Raw genomic sequence first — 18,423 nt, 5'->3', positions numbered from 1 at the left:
AGAGCCTTAGTTAATTAGTTTTGACCTCTACGCTTTCTGTGGCGCTAGGGGTTAATAACTCATCTTCAAAAGGCGTTTCATCCATATTTCTCATGCCTGATGGCAGGTCACTTTCAGTGATCTCAATAATGGTTGAGCGATTCATGGTTATCTTATAACGGGCGTACTGGGGCTCGTCCTTGCCCTCTTTGAGTACCAAAATAAGATTAACTTGATAACGTCGCTCTACAGACTCATTGCTAATCTTACCTTCATTCTCTTTATAAATTTTGGCCTTACCACGCTCTAAGTTTCTGGCAAAAGGGACAAAGCTAAAGTTAACCTGTTCTTGAATTTGTGAATAGCCGGCTAAAAAACCCTTGGCCGAAACCCGAGAGTGGATCCCATAATGCAAAATCTCAGCGTCCACTTTATTCTGGCTATGGCGTTTCTTTAAGATCTGATTAACCTGAGGCGGCAACTCCTTTTTCTTCATAAAGTCGAGCCATACAAGCTGCTTACCTATTGATAGTTTACTGGTTGTATCTGTTAATAATCGACTCCAACGAGGCCGTCCACGTTGAATAAGCCGCCATAGTGCATTACGGATATCATCTTTAAAGATCTCTCGAAAACCATAGATAACCGCCAGGGTTAGTACTAACGCAATGGTTAAGCCACTAAACACACCTTGTGCTTTAATAATTAAAGTAGACACCACCAGCATGACCATCGCTGTTGCAATGCCTGTGGTCATCTTCTTAAGCCCTATACCTAATGGCTTAAGCTCCTCTTTAAGTACCACCCCTTGCTGGATCAATCGTCTTAACAAGTGCATCTTGTTGGCGATGCGATTGGCATCTTCTAACGTCTTGGAAGAGTTATACTTGTGTTCTTTACGATAATCCGCCTCTGCACGACACAGTGCAACTACACTCTCTGTAACCTCGGTATAATCACTACTTCGAGGTGCATGGGCCAAAAGCTTGAGTAATCGCTGCTCGCACAACCAAGAGAGGTAATTATCCGCATTTTCGAAATAAGATTTCCATTTCTCATCGCTGGGTTCATTACGTCTAAAACGCTTGAGCAGGTGAATAACCTGCGCAGCTAACTCTTCAAGTGAGGTATAAAATTGAACGAGATCTTCGACCTGAGCTAGTTCTTTACTGTCAGTTTCTATTGCAACAGAGAATTGATAAGCAAATAGATTTAAATAAAGTCGAAACTCTTCAACTGTGCGTTTCTTTTGGCTAACAAAACGGCTTTGCACTAATGGCAAATGCAACCCAGAGGAGTAATAAGAACGACGCCCAGTGATTGAGGAGTGGTAATACTCCTCCTCATTTAAACTTTGTGGATTGATCCCCATCTCTTTCGGCAAGAAAAAATACAGATCTAATCGACGGTTATCACCCACTTCCATCTGGTGTAGAAATTTGATTGATAGTGATTCTTCTTGCTTAACTCTAATTTTAGCCACATATATCCTTTAAATGCATTTCAAAACAAACACATCGACCTAATCATTATAGTCTAACTTAACGAGGAAAATTAGCTTTAACCCTGATCACAGACAGCTTGCATACTACTTATTTAAACTAACATAAAACAGGAATCGCTAGGGGCTGTTGATCTTTCGAGCTTAGTTTTTGTTCGAATTCAATTATTTTAGTACAAGGCTTGAGCGATGATGCTTAGCTGGCTAAGCGAAAAGCTCGTAACGCACTCTAGTCATAAAAGAATAAAAGAATTGAAACGAACCCAACAAAAACAACCGTGAAAGATCAACAGCCCCTAACCATGAACGAGTTTAATATCTGCTGGGAGCCTGTTTGCTAGTGGTTTGCTACTGAAATCGTTGTGATATGAGTAAGTATTTATATCCAAGGGAAGGCAGCTGGAGCTTAAGAGTTAAAGTATAGCCGCAATCTTTACCCTAAAAAGCTAACCCCATCAGCGGCAGTGCTAGCAGTGCTTCGGTCGACTACTGGATCTTACACGCCCATAACGCGTTGCGTTCGTTCAACTGGATGGTAACAAAGCCTGTAGTCTTGTCCATTTCTAGCACTTTAATGTAAAAAGCTTCCCCCTGACCTGCAGCGCCACTAGTAATAGACTTTTTCACTAATCGTACCGTTTCCTGCATATGTGGCTCATCCACCTCTTGCAGTAAATCACTTTTTAACGCGGCAGAATCTAGCTGAACTTCGTAGGTCAGTACAGGCGCCGAAACCTCGACTAACGTACCAACACCCGATACCGCCACTATATCTTTCTGCTGATTAAGGTAGGTCATCTTCAGTTCCACAGCGCTACCGATCCTTTCTATCTCAAACCTTAAACCTGCATGCTGTGAGCCAGTATGATCATGATCATAACTGTTGGAAGAACAGACCAGTTTTACATCTTCATTTGGTTCTACAAAGTAGTCTAATGCCATACACAAACCGAGTATAAAAATCAGTGTGATAAGAATTGGCGTTGAACGGAAACCAATAAAAAGCTCTCGCTGCAATGGATTATTCACAGAGACCGTACTCCTGCAACCACGAGTCGTTGATGAAATTCCAACTATCACCAACATTGAGTACTTTTAGGTTTTCAAAATTCATAACTTTATCGTTTTCAGCTTGCATCACAAAATGTAGCATATCCCCTGAAGGAGAGGCTGAGGTGTAGATCTTGTCCCACATTTGTGCTTCACACTGCTCGAGCTTAATTGCGACTTCTCTAAACTTACTTTGATAGCTATCAAGCTCTGCATCAGAGTTATAGATAGGCACTAACACCGAAGACTTACCATCAAGTAAGATCTGCTCCGGAAGTGAAAAACGAATATTCTCAGTGGTTTTAAAATGAGTCGCCAAAAAAATAACCAGCATCACTCCAAGTAACAGCAACAATGAAAACTGTTTAATTGAAAACGCTGCATAGGGGCTACTGTGCATCTGCAGTCTTCTGGATTTAACGTGCAGCAAATAGCCTTGATTAGTCACGACTTCAATCATAGAGGCGGTATTGGCGCCTAAAAATGCTTTGATATTAGTAATTGCTATGGTGATGTCTTGAGCAGTAACAACTTTAGGCAATAGTAAGGTGCACATTGATTCAGTCGATACCACCTGGCCTCTAAATGAGATCAGTTCATTGATCACTAGAAACTCAATATTGGACAATTTGAGTGCTTGTGCAGATTCGGTATTCACCAACTGCCTAAGCTCAACATCAAACCGGACTGGACCTATAAACACATTTACAACTCATACTATTTTATGGCTTGCCAGTGTACTGATTATCGCTAGTCGAGTCCGTGATAAAAACATGCAATCCTCGACTCTATCGCACTTTCGTGAGCCTTAGCACATTAATGGAATGATAAAAAATTGTAGGGGAGATACAAAATGAAATACATGTAGCACTGAGATTGCCTAACCAGTGCAATCACTAAAAGATGAAACACACATGCTACCGCACCAAACAACTATTAACATAAAGGCACCTTTAAAAGGTGCCTTTATTGAAAAATATCAAATGTTACTGGCGGTTCAAAAACTAGAACGCGTACAACAAAGTCATATTAGTTTCTGTATCAGTGCTCTTCTTGTCATCTAACGGTTCGCTGTTATAACGCACAATAACCGCAAATTTCATTGCTAAGGCACCAACAATATTCGCGGTGATAGCCGTTTCAGAGCGCCCTTCTAAGCTATCGCCATAGTCAGCGATAAACAGCTGGGTAAACTTAGATGATTCGCTGATATCGTAGCTAAAATTCATCGCACCGTGAGCAACAACGCTGTCTTCGTTATCATAGCCCAATAACGCCGACTGCTCGTCATCAAGTTTCTTATAAATGTAACCAGGACCGACTTCAGCACTTAAGTACATATCATTACTGTCGATAAATTTATAACCATAACCGGCAGAGACTACAGACTTGAAGTCAAAACCAGTAAATGGGTCTGCTTCATAGTTCGCAGTGATATACATATAGCTCTTTTCATCGAACTTATAATCACCTTGGATACCCGCATAGTAACGCTTAGCAGTTACGTCGCCAGTATCTTCTTTATAAAGTCCTTCAAATAGGTATTGGTTTTCCCAATTACCCAGTTCTTGCATTAGGTTTAAACGCCCTTTGATAGACGATGTATCTGTATTACCCGTCGTTAAAGTAGCACCTAGTTCAGCTTCACCAGCGAAAGTCTTATCACCCTCGACAAAGTCAGCACCCGCGTGGGCAGCAAAAGGAGCCGCCAATAGAACTGCAATAGCAGTCAACATTGTTTTCATTTTTGTATTACTCCGTTTACTTAAATCCCTAAAAATCGGCGCGATCTTAACATTTAGTACTCGCAAATGAAAACCTGACTTATAACAATCTGCCTTATTTTATAACCCAAGCTAAAACCCATCGGCAATAGACAAAAAAATACCTGCTCTCGGCAGGTATTTTTATACATAGCAGCTTAACTGCTCAGTGAAATTTACTTGATTTGCGGATCAAGTTCGCCTGACTGGTATGCCTTGTACATAGCTTGTAGTGACTTAGGCTTAATTTTCGAGCCCATACCCGCACAACCAAATGCTTCGTAACGAGTAGTACAGATATCTGCCATTGCTTCCATTGACGCCTTCAAGAATTTACGTGGGTCAAATTCTGTTGGGTTTTCAGCAAGGAATTTACGTACCGCACCTGTTGACGCTAAACGTAAGTCAGTATCGATGTTTACTTTACGTACGCCGTGCTTAATACCTTCAACGATCTCTTCTAGCGGTACGCCATAAGTCTCAGGGATAGCACCACCGTATTGATTGATGATCTCTAACCACTCTTGTGGCACAGAAGATGAACCGTGCATCACTAAGTGGGTGTTAGGAATACGGGCGTGGATCTCTTTAATACGGTCAATACGCAACACATCACCGGTAGGTTTACGGCTAAACTTGTACGCACCATGGCTAGTACCAATTGCAATCGCTAGAGCATCTACATGAGTGTCAGCAACAAAACGAGCCGCTTCTTCAGGTGTGGTTAGCATTTGATCCATGCTTAGGATACCAGCAGCGCCAATACCATCTTCTTCGCCAGCTTCACCGGTTTCTAGGCTACCTAGACAACCAATTTCACCTTCAACAGATACGCCACATGCGTGAGCAAATGCCACTGTACGACGAGTTACATCGACGTTGTAGTCATAAGATGCAGGTGTTTTGCCATCCGCCATCAAAGAGCCATCCATCATTACTGATGACATGCCTAATTGAATAGAGCGCTGACAAATATCAGGATCGGTACCGTGGTCTTGGTGAATACAAACCGGAATATCAGGATACTGCTCTAGAGCAGCAGCCATTAGATACTTAAGAAACTGTGGACGAGCATACTTACGCGCACCAGCTGATGCTTGTACGATCACAGGGCTGTCAGTTGCTTCAGCAGCTTGCATAATTGCACGCATCTGCTCAAGGTTGTTTACGTTAAACGCAGGTACGCCATATCCATGCTCTGCTGCGTGATCTAACATTTGACGTAGGGAAATTAAGGCCATTTTTTACTCCAATAATAGGGTGATTTGACTCACCGAGGTCGCTATCGTTTGGATTGATTTTTATGTCATCAAGTCATCAGCATTCTTGCTTTAAACTCAATAACGGTTACTGGTTATTTTTTATAATTGTTATACTTTTAAGCTACAGCGCTAAGCACTGTATTGTTGGCGGCTAGTGTAACCCCGACAAATGTCGATTTAAAGCCCGCCAACATACAGTTTGGTAATTTTTTTGTATGCTATAGCGAAATCAGGGGCAATTACTGACCGCGACTCTCAAGCATTGCCACAGCAGGAAGCTCTTTGCCTTCCAAAAACTCAAGGAAAGCCCCACCACCCGTTGAGATGTATGACACCTTATCAGCGATATCGTACTTATCAACCGCTGCCAACGTGTCACCGCCGCCAGCAATAGAGAAGGCATTTGATTCAGCGATAGCTTGCGCGATACGCTTAGTGCCTTCACCAAACTGATCAAACTCAAATACGCCTACTGGTCCATTCCAAACAACAGTGCCAGCATTTTTGATGATTTCAGCTAATGCTTCAGCACTATCTGGGCCAATATCAAAAATCATATCGGTATCTGAAACAGCACTAACGTCCTTCAAGGTTGCAGTAGCTGTTGGGCTAAACTCGCTAGCAACAACGACATCAGTTGGTACCGGAATATCGCCGCCACCGCTTTGCGCTGCCGCAACAAGGCGCTTAGCTTCATCAATCAAGTCAGCTTCATATAGCGACTTACCGACGTTGTGTCCAGCTGCTGCCACGAATGTATTGGCAATACCGCCACCAACAACCAGTTGATCAACTTTGGTTGATAGGCTTTCTAGAACAGTCAGCTTAGTTGATACTTTAGAGCCGCCAACAATCGCCACCATTGGACGGGCTGGGTTATCAAGCGCTTTACCCAGTGCTGCAAGTTCACCAGCAAGTAAAGGACCCGCACAAGCGATTGGTGCGTGTAGACCAACACCATGAGTTGACGCTTGAGCACGGTGAGCCGTACCAAATGCATCCATCACGTATACATCACAAAGTGCAGCCATTTTCTTCGCTAGCGCTTCATCGTTTTTCTTCTCGCCGACATTGAAACGGACGTTTTCAAAAACAACCACTTCACCAACAGCGACTTCAACACCATCAAGGTATTCACCCGCTAGACGCACTGGGCAATCAAGTGCTTTAGCAAGATAGTTAACCACTGGCTGCATTGAGAACTCAGCGTTAAACTCACCTTCTGTAGGACGGCCTAGGTGAGACATCACCATAACCGCTGCGCCTTTTTCAAGTGCCAGTTTAATCGTTGGCAGTGATGCGCGTAGACGTGCGTCACTTGTTACAACGCCGTCGCTAACAGGTACGTTTAGATCTTCACGAATAAGCACACGCTTACCTTGAAGCTCTAGGTCTTGCATATTAAGAATCGACATTTTCATGCTTCCTTACGATTTAAGTTAAAGTTAAAAGTTAAAAGTTAAAACGAAACTGTGTTACCTGACCGCTGGGACAATTCACCAAGCCATCAGGTTTATTCTTTGTTGGTTCAATTCAATCAATCGAGCTGAACTTGAAGCTAGTCATCTTGTATGTTTCAAGCTTGTACACTTATTCTTAGCACAAACCGTTTTGCTGACTTTTTGGTCTTGCTATAAACCTTTGGCACCTTAAATGCCGACCGACAAAAGAGCCCGTTTCTAAGCCCTTCTAGCCTTTATCATCTCTAAGCTGGTATCGAGCATACGGTTAGCGAACCCCCACTCATTATCACACCAGAGTAATAGCTTAACTAAATGACCATCACTGACTCGAGTTTGAGTACCATCGACAATGCTTGAACGCGGATCGTGGTTAAAATCACACGATACTAATGGCTCATTAGTATAGCCAACGACACCGGAAAATGAGCCTTCGGTTGCCTGTTTAAGCACCTTATTAACTTGTTCGATATCGACGCGCTTATCTAGCGTAACGGAGAGGTCGATAGCAGTAACGTTAATCGTCGGCACACGCACCGAAATAGCTTCAAACTTATCTTTCATGTGCGGCAATATACGCTCAATACCACGGGCAAGCTTAGTATCAACCGGAATAATTGACTGCCCAGCAGCGCGGGTACGGCGTAAATCATCATGGTAAGCATCAATCACTTGTTGATCATTCATCGCCGAGTGAATCGTAGTAATGGCGCCACTCTTAACTTGAAAATGTTTATCTAATACGTCAATCACTGGCACGATGCAGTTGGTGGTACAGGAGGCATTTGAAACAATAGTATGTTCAGCCTTAAGCAGGTCTTGGTTAACGCCGTAAACAATCGTCGCATCCACATCATGTGATGATGGGTTACTAATAAGGACTTGTTTCGCCCCCGCTCTAATATGTGCTTCACACGCTTGTCTGTCGTTAATCACACCTGTCGCTTCAAACACAATATCAATATCCATCTCTTGCCAGGGCAAGTTAGCAGGATTGGATTCATGCAACAGCTTAATTGCGTCATCACCGATGATCATATGCTGTTCATCAAGCTTAACTTGAGTATGAAAACGGCCATGGGTGGTATCGTACTGGGTTAAATGTAGCATCGCTTCAGGCTTTGCCAACTCATTAATCGCCACGATTTGAATTCGATCGCGTTTTGCAGACTCATAAACTGCACGAAGAATTGAACGACCAATACGGCCGTAACCGTTAATAGCGACTCTTATCATTAACTCATTTACCTTATTACTTTGATACAACAACGGCCTACCTCGATTGGTAAGCCGTTAGATCATAGCGCAATCATTAGATGCAATGAACGCACTGGTCGACAGACAAGTGAGCCATTGCATCTACTGCTTTAAATGCTAAAACTGATTATAGACCGTTAGCGGTTGCTACAACATTTTCAACAGTAAAGCCGAAGTGCTTCATCAAGTCGCCGCCAGGTGCTGACTCACCAAAGGTAGTCATACCAACAACAGCGCCGCCGAAACCAACATACTTATGCCAGAAATCAACGTGAGCTGCTTCAATAGCAACACGCTTAATCACACTGCTTGGCAATACAGATTCTTTGTAGGCTGCATCTTGCTTGTCGAACTCGTTAGTTGACGGCATAGAAACAACACGTACTTTCTGACCTTGCTCTGTTAGTGCAGCAGCAGAATCCATGGCCAGTTGAACTTCACTGCCCGTAGCAATAAGAATTAGCTCAGGTGTGCCAGCGCAATCACTCAGTACATAACCACCTTTAGCAACATTCGCTAACTGCTCAGCGGTGCGCGCTTGAGCTTTTAGACCTTGGCGGCTAAAGATAAGTGATGTTGGTGCGTCACGACGTTCAATCGCGTTCTTCCAAGATACCGCTGTTTCAGCTGCATCACATGGACGCCATACGTTCATGTTTGGTGTCATACGCAAGTTAGCAAGTTGCTCAACAGGCTGGTGAGTTGGACCATCTTCACCTTGGCCAATTGAATCATGGGTGTAAACGAAGATGTTTTGAATGCCCATCAATGCTGACATACGGACTGCGTTACGTGCGTATTCCATGAACATCATGAAAGTTGCGCCGTAGTTGATGAAACCACCATGCAGTGATGCACCGTTCATGATACCGCTCATGCCGAATTCACGTACACCGTAGTAGATGTAGTTACCCGCTGGGTCTTCTTGAATACCCTTAGAACCTGACCACAATGTTAAGTTAGAACCCGCAAGGTCAGCAGAGCCACCTAGCATTTCAGGTAAGATGGCACCGAATGCACCGATAGCATTTTGTGATGCTTTACGGCTAGCAATGCCTTCAGCTTTATCTTGGCACTCTTGAATAAAGGCTTGAGCCTTTTCTTCAAATTCTGCAGGCAGTTCGCCAGTGATAACACGACGCTTATATTCAGCAGCAAGTTCAGGGAAAGCAGCAGTGTATGCAGCAAACTTTTCGTTCCAGCTAGCTTCATTTGAAGCGCCAGAATCTTTAGCATCCCAACCTTTATAAACGGTTTCAGGAATTTCAAATGCACCGTGTTCCCAACCTAGGAATTCACGTGCAGCTGCAATTTCAGCATCACCCAGTGGCGCGCCGTGACAATCATGGCTGCCAGACTTGTTTGGTGAACCAAAACCAATGGTCGTTTTACAACAGATCATTGTTGGCTTGTCAGTCACTGACTTCGCTTCTTCGATAGCAGCGCGGATAGCGTCGCTGTCGTGACCATCTACGTTAGCAATTACGTGCCAGCCGTAAGATTCGAAACGCTTAGGCGTATCATCAGTAAACCAGCCTTCAACGTGACCATCGATAGAGATACCGTTGTCATCCCAGAAAGCCACTAGCTTACCAAGACCCAGCGTACCCGCTAATGAACAAGCTTCATGAGAGATACCTTCCATCAAACAGCCATCGCCTAGGAAGCAGTATGTGAAGTGATCAACAATGTCATGGCCAGGTTGGTTGAACTGTGCAGCCAATGTCTTTTCAGCAATCGCCATACCGACAGCGTTACTGATACCAGCACCTAAAGGTCCTGTGGTAGTTTCAACACCTGGTGTGTAACCATATTCTGGGTGACCAGGCGTTTTAGAGTGAAGCTGGCGGAAGTTTTTCAACTCCTCGATTGGCAATGCATAACCCGTAAGGTGAAGCAGAGAGTATATAAGCATAGAACCATGGCCGTTTGACAAGATAAAACGGTCACGATCAACCCACTCAGGGTTGTTTGGGTTGTGCTTTAGGAAATCATTCCATAGCACTTCAGCGATGTCAGCCATCCCCATTGGTGCACCTGGGTGACCAGAATTGGCTTTTTGAACGGCATCCATGGTTAATGCACGGATTGCGTTAGCGAGTTCTTTACGAGATGACATGCTCTCTCCTGCGTCGTGTTGAGGTATTGAGGCTTAGATCTAGTGAAGGGCTGCAGCTTTAAATCTGCTTATCCCTTCTCTACAGCAAATTTTGGAGCCATATTTTCGCCTACTAGGCAGTAGGACGCAAATTTAATTCGCCTGATATGAAAAATTATCGAAACATATTATTCATTAGCTATGACACTCTAACCATATTTAACAACACCTTAACTTACTTGCGGACCAATTTAGCTAAGCCAAAATAAAATATTCGTCTGCTAACTCGGCAATAATGGCAATTGCTTGATCATTTTTTTATCAGAACAAGTGAGTGTACCAAAGCAGTTAAAAATATCCTTATCAGCAACTTAGTGAAAACCACAGTCATTATCCTTGCATATATTAAGGATTTAATAGCGTGGATTACTGCACAAAATTAAGTGAAAAGGGTGTCATCCAAGCTGTTTTCCACTAAGATAGCCGTCTAGATGTAGATACTTCTACACATTCAAATTGTTTAAAGACGAGATTTTCCATCATGGCAAAGCACTTGTTCACCTCTGAGTCGGTCTCAGAAGGTCACCCAGATAAAATCGCCGATCAGATTTCTGATGCGGTACTAGACGCAATTTTGGAGCAAGATCCAAAAGCACGCGTAGCATGCGAAACTTATGTCAAAACTGGCATGGTTATGGTTGGCGGCGAAGTCACCACCTCAGCTTGGGTTGATATCGAAGAGATCACCCGTAAGACCGTACGTGAAATCGGTTACACCCATTCAGATATGGGTTTTGATGCTGACTCTTGTGCAGTACTTAATGCCATTGGTAAACAGTCTCCAGATATCAACCAAGGTGTTGACCGTGCAGACCCTAAAGAACAGGGTGCTGGCGACCAAGGCCTAATGTTTGGTTATGCAAATAACGAAACTGACGTATTGATGCCTGCACCTATCACCTACTCGCACAAGCTGGTTAAGCGTCAATCTGAAGTTCGTAAAGACAAGACCCTTCCGTGGTTGCGTCCAGATGCGAAAAGTCAGGTGACTTTTGCTTACAACAACGATGGCAGCATTGCTGGTATCGACGCAGTAGTCCTTTCAACTCAGCATCGTGAAGACGTTAGTCAAGCGGATCTGATTGAAGGTGTTATGGAAACCATCATTAAGCCTGTATTGCCGGCTAAGTGGTTATCTAAAGACACTAAATACTTCATCAACCCAACAGGCCGTTTTGTTATCGGTGGCCCTGTAGGCGATTGTGGTCTAACTGGTCGTAAGATCATCGTTGATACTTACGGCGGCATGGCTCGTCACGGTGGCGGTGCTTTCTCTGGTAAAGATCCATCGAAAGTTGACCGTAGTGCGGCATACGCTGCACGTTACGTGGCTAAGAACATTGTTGCTGCAGGTCTTGCTGATCGTTGTGAGCTACAAGTGTCTTACGCTATTGGTGTTGCAGAGCCAACATCTATCAGTATCGAAACATTCGGCACAGCTAAAGTGGCTGAAGAGTTACTGATTGATCTAGTACGTCGTCACTTCGACCTACGCCCATACGGTCTAACAGAGATGTTAAACCTAGCTCGCCCAATCTACCAATCGACTGCTGCATATGGTCACTTTGGTCGTAACGAGTTCCCATGGGAAGCAACAGACAAAGCAGAAGCCCTACGCGCTGACGCAGGTCTTTAAGCTTTACCGATTAATTCAGTGTTGTTTGTCCAACGCTAATAAAAACCGCCTAAGGGCGGTTTTTTAATGCCATAATTTCAGCTTCCAGCAACAACAATGAGTATTAAAGTGCAATTAACTTGGTTAGCGCCTGATGATCGCAGCGAGGTGAAGAAGTTCTATCGCCAACATATGCCCTATGCTCGGGTGTTACAGAAAGAGTCAGTCTGTGTGCTAACCCAAACTGACACTAATGCTGACAACTTAGGTGAGATAGCTGCCTGTGTTCGCATCCGGCCAATCGGCCAATTATCGATTCTTACAGGTATGTTGGTACATCCTGATTTTCGCGGCCAAGGTGTAGGACATCAGTTGATGCGCGAACTGTCACCCGTTCTCTGTGATGGCAAAACTTACATTTTTGCCTTGGCGCATTTAGAAGGGTTTTATGCGCAACATGGGTTTAGCGCCGTATCATCAGCGCCCAATGATATTGCGCAGTTGTTTTTGAAGTATCAGGGTTCTGAGAGGGAACTTGTTTTAATGGGGTTAACTGGTGCTACTGGACGATAGCTTTCGTTTTATTTGAGGCCTTACGGCCTAGAAGGACTCAATCAAGCTCCGCTTGATTGAACCTAGGGTGTGGGAACCAATCCCACAACAACCATTACTGGTTGGCCAAAACTTCTTCCAACTTAAGCCCGGTTAAATCATGGATAGTTCGCCATAAATAATAAAATATCCCCATCATCATCAACATAGACGGCAAGGCTATCATCGGGTAACTGTATAAGGTCAATTGTCCCAACTGTTCATTAAACTCTGAGGTACCTGTTGGGCTAGTGACGATCCATTTAGCCAGTACATAATTCATAACGGCGGAGAAGGCGAACGAGCCCGCAACCAAGTACGTGGCCTTCATGAGTCGCTGCTCAAATGCGGCCACGCAATTATTCTGCTGCAGTCGCTTGATGATCTTGTCAACATCCATCACTGCAGGGTTAAATATGATGGCTTTAATTAATGGCTTAGAGGTAAAGGTCGAAATAAGTACCGCAATACCGATAGCGGCTGGAATGGCCGCTTCTTTGATTGCCAACCACTTAAGGTCAAGCTCCAGTAAACCAATACCACCGGTCAACAGCACATTAGCTAACCCAAGCAAAGCAATAAAATTAAACTTCTTATATTTTATCAGCTCAAATATGCCCCACCCCAGTGGAAAGCTTAACGCCAATATTAATCCACCACTGGCCCCTAGCTGTTCTTCACCACTTAGCTTCATAAGAATAAAAGCGGGTATCGCTATGCTCACTAACAGGTCAACCAATGGCCGAGGTTTATGTGTCGATGTACTACTCATATGTTGTTTTCCAGGCGAAGTATGCAAGCTTCGAAAAATTTAAAGATAAAAACCATTACAGCAACTTTCATGATGCCAGTATCGATACTCACTAAGGTATAGCGGCGTAAAAATACTCTGTTCTACATCAAGTGTCACTCTTCATCAAACATTGTTGAGACAGAGCTAACTGGTAACTGTAACGTACATAAATGAAGGTCAGCTTAAACGCTCTAGGAACCAAGTGGGTCAGAGTAAACTTTAATCTTCAGAACTAACAGAAAACACCAATTCCCCATCGAAATTGGCGAAATGCGTTGGAATAAATCGCGTAAGTCCAGACATGGTCTTTCTCGTGCACCCATGCACTTCAAGACATTCAGGCATCCTGCCTATCAGATGTCGGCATAGCTTTCGCGGTGCTGGCCGTTATTTGGCATCTACCTCATATGGATATCGAAAATGTCTATATGATGTCGACAATCATTGACCATGCCATCACGGCATTCGTGAATCCATTCACATCAGATGCCCCATCGGAAGCGTTAGCTATTTATCCTTCAGCATGAGGCCTGTACTTATATGTAACTTCATCGGGGCAGCACGGGACTTCTTTTGTAAGAAATTAGCCAAGAGGGGATTGCTGCTGTTTCCCTTTTGGCGAGCTGTGAGATGGAATTCCACGACGTTAATTGTTAGACCCAGCCTAACTTAAAGCCCAAGCCCAGTTTGGTACCTTAAAAAGCTAAAACGTTTGCAGCAGCAAGCATGCCTAACAATGGTCAAAATGTGCATTCTCCATGCACATAAACTCAACTTGTTGCATCGACAATATCGGTGGTTGCAGCACAGCTATCGACTCAGGGTTAATCGAGTCCAAGTCAGCCACTTCGTCAATCTTATTGCCATAAGAGTTCGTACGGCCACAATAGATAAAATGTTTATGCCAGCGCACCAAGAATGCCGTTTGAGTCTTACCCTCAACGGTCACCTCAGCTTCTAAGGCATGGCACTCTTCAGCTTTATCCGTTAAAACCGCCACGACTAGCTTAAGGTTATCAAAGGCCGACAAATTCAATTGCAGATAGGGGGAGAAAATTGATGCTACAGATTCAGACAACATAACAGTCCTTAGAAAAAAGAGTCACTAGTGGCTAATACTAGTAAGTAATAATCACGCTCATCAAAGCTAATAAAATCGACCACTTGCATGCCGCCCTTACGAGTATGTGCGGCAAAAGAGCCTGCATTTTCTTCAGCAATAAAAGTCAGCATGTAGGGTAATTCCTTGGCGACCGCTTTTCTGACAAACAGCACTAATGCTTCAAATATACCTTGGCCGCGATGTTCGCTAGCAATCCAAATAGGTCCGTATTGACAGCAGTTTTTTTCAGTAAGCTTGGCTTTTTCGTAGTCAATTCTTGGCAAACGATTAAGCAAGTTTCGGTATATTGGCCACTGTTTGAAGAAGCTCCAACGCCCCGCGATAACGTAACCAATAATATCACCATCAAGTTCAGCGACGACGACCCAATGCTGAGTGACTAAACACGTCAAATCTACTTTGCTGAATGATTGACCCGACAAGCTGTTATTGCGTTGTTCAACGACTAATTCATCTTGCAATTGTGTTGACTCAAGCCTTGCTAAAGTGGCAACGTCTTGCACAGTGGCTAAACGGATTTTAATGCTATTCATCATTATTTTCTGGAGTAAAAGCCCTAATCAATAGCGCTATTATAACAACTTCACCGACGAAAATATGGCTATAAATCGCAGCAAATATACAAAGAACATTTAGAGTGATCCGATGAGCACCATTTAAGCATGATTAACATCAAATCTTTAGTTGTTTACATTTCAACAACCTAAAAAAAACAGTATAGTCGTCCTATTAAAAATATTTTATATGCTGATTTATCAGCATAATTAATCACAAGTGAGTTTTACCCATGTTAGCTCAAAATATCGATCATAATGTTTGGCTGCGAGATCAGGAACAATCTGCAGTTAGCTTGCCAAGATGGCAACAACAGGTCGATCTACTCAACGACCTTTATCGTGCTAAAACTTGTCTTGTTATGCAGTTTTCGGCACAAGATGCTCAAATAGTTTGCAGTAAGAAGTATCACGATACGGCTCTAAAAGCTGGCACGGTGTTGAGTAATTCTCCACTTTTGAACGCGGTAAATTCAAGCAGTAGCTTTGGCTCAAGCGAACTGAATCCCAATGAACTGGGGGAAGTCTTTGCTAGCTTTGAGCAAGTACTGAGCATACAGTTAACTTGGCCAGATGGTCGAGTCTTCGGCTGTATCCTCATTTGCGATCCAAACACAACTCAAGCAACATCAGCATCACTGACTGTAATTGAGTCTGTACGCTCATTATTGCAAGGTGAGCTAAAGCAAGTTTACTTAATGCAACAAGTGCAAAGGCTATCATTTCAAGATGAAACAACTCAAATGCTCAATCCCTATGGGTTTGGCCTTATGGCACCAAGACAGTTAAGCCTAAGCAGGCGTTTTGGTTCTCACGCTGGCATAGTGCTCATCGAAATGGTCGATAATCCACTCATGCGCACAGTTCCACTATCCACATCACAAAAGGCTCGACTGCTTGCGCGGATTATTGCCGAGAGTTTACGTGAAGCAGATATGTCTGCGCGTGTTGATGAAAATAGATTTATGATCTTAGCGTTTGTAGACAGTGAATCAAATTTAGAGACTTTAGTGACACGCCTGCGTAAGCAAATAGCCAAAGAAGCAGGTAAATTAAGCATTGTTGTCGGCATGAGCTTTTTTACTCCCGATGCACAACAGTCACTGATACCGATGCAGCAAGCTGCAGAGGATGACCTCGAACGATGTCGTCAATCTTTGATGGCTAAAGCCTATTGACCCTGATTTTGAGCCTGAGCCCATTGCAGAAATAGTGCAATGGGAAATGGCGACATCATTACCATGCCTAATCCTGCCAAACTGGCGACAATCATCATTCCTGTGACCTGTTGTGTTAACTCGGTAAAGAAATATAAGCCAACAGCGCACAACAACATGCTTAAGCCTACCCAATGCAACATTTTTAGGTAATTAATTACATTTTTTTGCACTAACAAACGCCTTCTTTAGGTTGATTTTGAGCTAAAATACTCACAATATAACGATATTAATCACTTTGGATCCGTAACATGATAAAACAATCCTTTTTCGTAGCAAGTTTGCTATTGGGTTTATCCGCATGCCAATCATCTCCGCAAGCCCAAATCGAGGATTTAGCCATTGAAGGTACTTGGCATATTGAGGCCGCAAACGGTCAACCTGTTATCGACTATAGCCCAGCACAGCTCACTTTCGAAGCAGAAGGTAAGTTAACCGGTAATAATAGTTGCAATAACTTCTTTGGCAGTTACGTTTTATCCGGTCAATCTATTCAGTTACAGCCTGCTGGTAACACCATGAAAGCCTGTGTAGATGCATTGATGGCGCAAGAGCAACGCGTAATGAAGGCTATGCCTGAAGTTAGCCAAGCTAAAATGAGTAAAGGAAAATTGTTACTACAAGATGCTGATAATAACACCTTGATGGTGCTCAGCAAGCAGTAACCAATACTGCAAACTGGGTATAAGCAGTAACAGATGACACATAAAAAAAACCGCCAAACTTGGCGGTTTTTTTACTATCAAACGGCTGCCGTTATGATTTTAACTTTTCAGCTATTTCAGCGCTCTCTTCCGTACCAGCATTATAATGCTCAACATTAAGCTCGCCTTCAGATTTGGCTATCACTGTTGTCGCCACCAAATCGCCAGAAACATTAACTACGGTTCGTGCCATATCCAGCACTCGGTCGATACCAGCAATCAGTGCTACACCCTCTAGCGGTAAACCAACGGTAGTCAACACTAAGGTGAGCATCACCAGACCAGCCCCAGGTACACCCGCAGTGCCAATTGAGGCAAGCGTGGCAGTTAAGATAATAGTGATGTAATCAACCCAGCTTAAATCGATACCAAAAGCTTGTGCTACAAACAGTGCCGTCACACCTTGGTATAACGCAGTACCGTCCATATTGATGGTCGTACCAAGCGGTAATACAAAACTAGAGATCTTCTTATTGACCCCTAAATACTCATTAGCGCACTTCATACTCGCAGGTAACGTACCCGCCGAGCTTGAGGTAGTAAAAGCCACAGCAATAGCGTTGCTGATCCCTTTAAAGAATTGTATTGGGTTAAGTTTGGCAAATACTGTCAACACTATGCTATAGAAGCCTACAATATGCAGGAAGCAACCAATATATACTGCCACAATCACTTTAATGAGGGGCATCAGCATACCAATACCGTACTCACCAGCTACCCATGCCATTAGACCAAATACACCGTACGGTGCCAATTTCATCACCATGTCAGTCAGCTTATACATAGCTTCAGCAAGGCTTTCAAAGACTTTGATTGCGGGCTTACCATGGTCACCAATCAGTACCAGAGCAACACCTAGCGCCACTGCAAACACAATCACTTGCAAAATTTGGCCACTGGCCAATGCTGCGATAGGGTTTGTTGGCACAATATTAATTAAGGTTTCCATCACTGACGGTGCTGCTTTAACCACTTGCTCAGCGGGTTCTGCTACCATATCCAACCCTTTACCAGGCTGTAGAAAATGTCCAACGGCTAGGCCGACAGTAATGGCAATTGAGGTAGTGCCCAAATAGAAGGCAAAAGATTTAAAGCCGATACGCCCCATCTTGGCAGTATCTTGCATCGAGGTAACGCCCACTATCAGCGAGCAAAATACCAAAGGCACAATCAACATCTTAATGGTATTTACAAACAAGGTGCCGATCGGTTTTAGTACCGTTGCTTGTTCCCCAAAACCGATACCGGTTAAGATCCCTAGTAGCATACCAATCATGATCTGTAGCCACAGTGGCACAGACATCCAGCTTGACCACACTTTTTTAAAAAGTGAAGTTTGTTGTTTTGACATATTTAAACCTTGCTACTGTTGGAGAAAGAGGACACAAGCAGATAC

Annotated in this window: 17 protein-coding genes; 4 read left to right on the top strand and 13 right to left on the bottom strand. The window is 43.5% G+C overall.

Annotated features, from left to right (window positions below; translation table 11 throughout):
* Nucleotides 1-10 precede the first annotated feature (10 nt).
* The 8 genes from K5R16_RS15130 to tkt form a co-directional block, all read right to left on the bottom strand.
* A complete protein-coding gene (locus K5R16_RS15130) occupies nt 11-1,462 on the bottom strand; it encodes a hypothetical protein (RefSeq protein WP_220738393.1) in 1,452 nt (483 codons plus the stop codon).
* 504 nt (nt 1,463-1,966) lie between these two features.
* Entirely contained in the window at nt 1,967-2,509 is a 543-nt protein-coding gene (locus K5R16_RS15125; protein WP_220738392.1) for a hypothetical protein, read from the bottom strand.
* A complete protein-coding gene (locus tag K5R16_RS15120; protein WP_220738391.1) occupies nt 2,502-3,233 on the bottom strand; it encodes a helix-turn-helix domain-containing protein in 732 nt (243 codons plus the stop codon). The genes K5R16_RS15125 and K5R16_RS15120 overlap by 8 nt, the downstream gene beginning before the upstream one ends.
* Nucleotides 3,234-3,534: 301 nt before the next feature.
* Nucleotides 3,535-4,275 (bottom strand): YdiY family protein, encoded by a 741-nt coding sequence (locus K5R16_RS15115; protein WP_220738390.1) that lies wholly within the window; start codon nt 4,273-4,275, stop codon nt 3,535-3,537.
* 194 nt (nt 4,276-4,469) lie between these two features.
* Nucleotides 4,470-5,534, bottom strand: coding sequence for a class II fructose-bisphosphate aldolase (fba, locus tag K5R16_RS15110; RefSeq protein ID WP_220738389.1), 1,065 nt, complete (start codon nt 5,532-5,534; stop codon nt 4,470-4,472).
* 260 nt (nt 5,535-5,794) lie between these two features.
* A complete protein-coding gene (locus K5R16_RS15105; protein WP_220738388.1) occupies nt 5,795-6,970 on the bottom strand; it encodes a phosphoglycerate kinase in 1,176 nt (391 codons plus the stop codon).
* Nucleotides 6,971-7,234: 264 nt separating this feature from the next.
* The gene (gene epd / locus K5R16_RS15100) at nt 7,235-8,251 is read right to left on the bottom strand and encodes an erythrose-4-phosphate dehydrogenase (RefSeq protein ID WP_220738387.1); all 1,017 of its coding nucleotides are present in this window, start codon (nt 8,249-8,251) and stop codon (nt 7,235-7,237) included.
* 148 nt (nt 8,252-8,399) lie between these two features.
* Nucleotides 8,400-10,391 (bottom strand): transketolase, encoded by a 1,992-nt coding sequence (gene tkt / locus K5R16_RS15095; protein ID WP_220738386.1) that lies wholly within the window; start codon nt 10,389-10,391, stop codon nt 8,400-8,402.
* A gap of 520 nt (nt 10,392-10,911) precedes the next feature.
* Here tkt and metK point away from each other — a divergent pair.
* Both metK and K5R16_RS15085 read left to right on the top strand, forming a co-directional pair.
* Nucleotides 10,912-12,066, top strand: coding sequence for a methionine adenosyltransferase (gene metK, locus K5R16_RS15090; RefSeq protein ID WP_220738385.1), 1,155 nt, complete (start codon nt 10,912-10,914; stop codon nt 12,064-12,066).
* Between the two features lie 96 nt (nt 12,067-12,162).
* The gene (locus K5R16_RS15085; RefSeq protein ID WP_259649896.1) at nt 12,163-12,618 is read left to right on the top strand and encodes a GNAT family N-acetyltransferase; all 456 of its coding nucleotides are present in this window, start codon (nt 12,163-12,165) and stop codon (nt 12,616-12,618) included.
* Nucleotides 12,619-12,712: 94 nt separating this feature from the next.
* Here the strand turns inward: K5R16_RS15085 and K5R16_RS15080 are convergent, their stop codons facing one another.
* The 3 genes from K5R16_RS15080 to K5R16_RS15070 all read right to left on the bottom strand — a co-directional run bounded on the left by K5R16_RS15080 (nt 12,713) and on the right by K5R16_RS15070 (nt 15,076).
* Complete coding sequence (locus K5R16_RS15080) at nt 12,713-13,408, bottom strand: VC0807 family protein (RefSeq protein ID WP_220738384.1); 696 nt, start codon at nt 13,406-13,408, stop codon at nt 12,713-12,715.
* Between the two features lie 751 nt (nt 13,409-14,159).
* Complete coding sequence (locus K5R16_RS15075) at nt 14,160-14,510, bottom strand: hypothetical protein (RefSeq protein WP_220738383.1); 351 nt, start codon at nt 14,508-14,510, stop codon at nt 14,160-14,162.
* An 8-nt stretch (nt 14,511-14,518) separates the two neighbouring features.
* Nucleotides 14,519-15,076: a GNAT family N-acetyltransferase gene (locus K5R16_RS15070; protein ID WP_220738416.1), complete on the bottom strand. Its 558-nt coding sequence runs from the start codon at nt 15,074-15,076 to the stop codon at nt 14,519-14,521.
* A 263-nt stretch (nt 15,077-15,339) separates the two neighbouring features.
* Here K5R16_RS15070 and K5R16_RS15065 point away from each other — a divergent pair, with 263 nt between their 5' ends.
* Nucleotides 15,340-16,284, top strand: coding sequence for a GGDEF domain-containing protein (locus K5R16_RS15065; RefSeq protein ID WP_220738382.1), 945 nt, complete (start codon nt 15,340-15,342; stop codon nt 16,282-16,284).
* On the opposite strand, the gene K5R16_RS15060 is transcribed toward K5R16_RS15065, so the two are convergent.
* Nucleotides 16,278-16,496: a hypothetical protein gene (locus tag K5R16_RS15060; RefSeq protein ID WP_220738381.1), complete on the bottom strand. Its 219-nt coding sequence runs from the start codon at nt 16,494-16,496 to the stop codon at nt 16,278-16,280. The two genes, K5R16_RS15065 and K5R16_RS15060, sit on opposite strands and share 7 nt — an antisense overlap.
* Before the next feature lie 78 nt (nt 16,497-16,574).
* On the opposite strand from K5R16_RS15060, the gene K5R16_RS15055 reads away from it, so the two are divergent.
* Complete coding sequence (locus K5R16_RS15055; RefSeq protein ID WP_220738380.1) at nt 16,575-16,988, top strand: META domain-containing protein; 414 nt, start codon at nt 16,575-16,577, stop codon at nt 16,986-16,988.
* 91 nt (nt 16,989-17,079) lie between these two features.
* On the opposite strand, the gene K5R16_RS15050 is transcribed toward K5R16_RS15055, so the two are convergent.
* Nucleotides 17,080-18,378: a dicarboxylate/amino acid:cation symporter gene (locus K5R16_RS15050; protein WP_220738379.1), complete on the bottom strand. Its 1,299-nt coding sequence runs from the start codon at nt 18,376-18,378 to the stop codon at nt 17,080-17,082.
* Nucleotides 18,379-18,423: the final 45 nt, after the last annotated feature.

It is taken from the genome of Shewanella sp. c952 (assembly GCF_019654975.1).
In the GTDB taxonomy this organism is placed as follows: domain Bacteria; phylum Pseudomonadota; class Gammaproteobacteria; order Enterobacterales; family Shewanellaceae; genus Shewanella.
The sequence above is the reverse complement of the archived record's forward strand: the minus strand, read 5'-3'. Positions and strand labels throughout refer to the sequence as shown.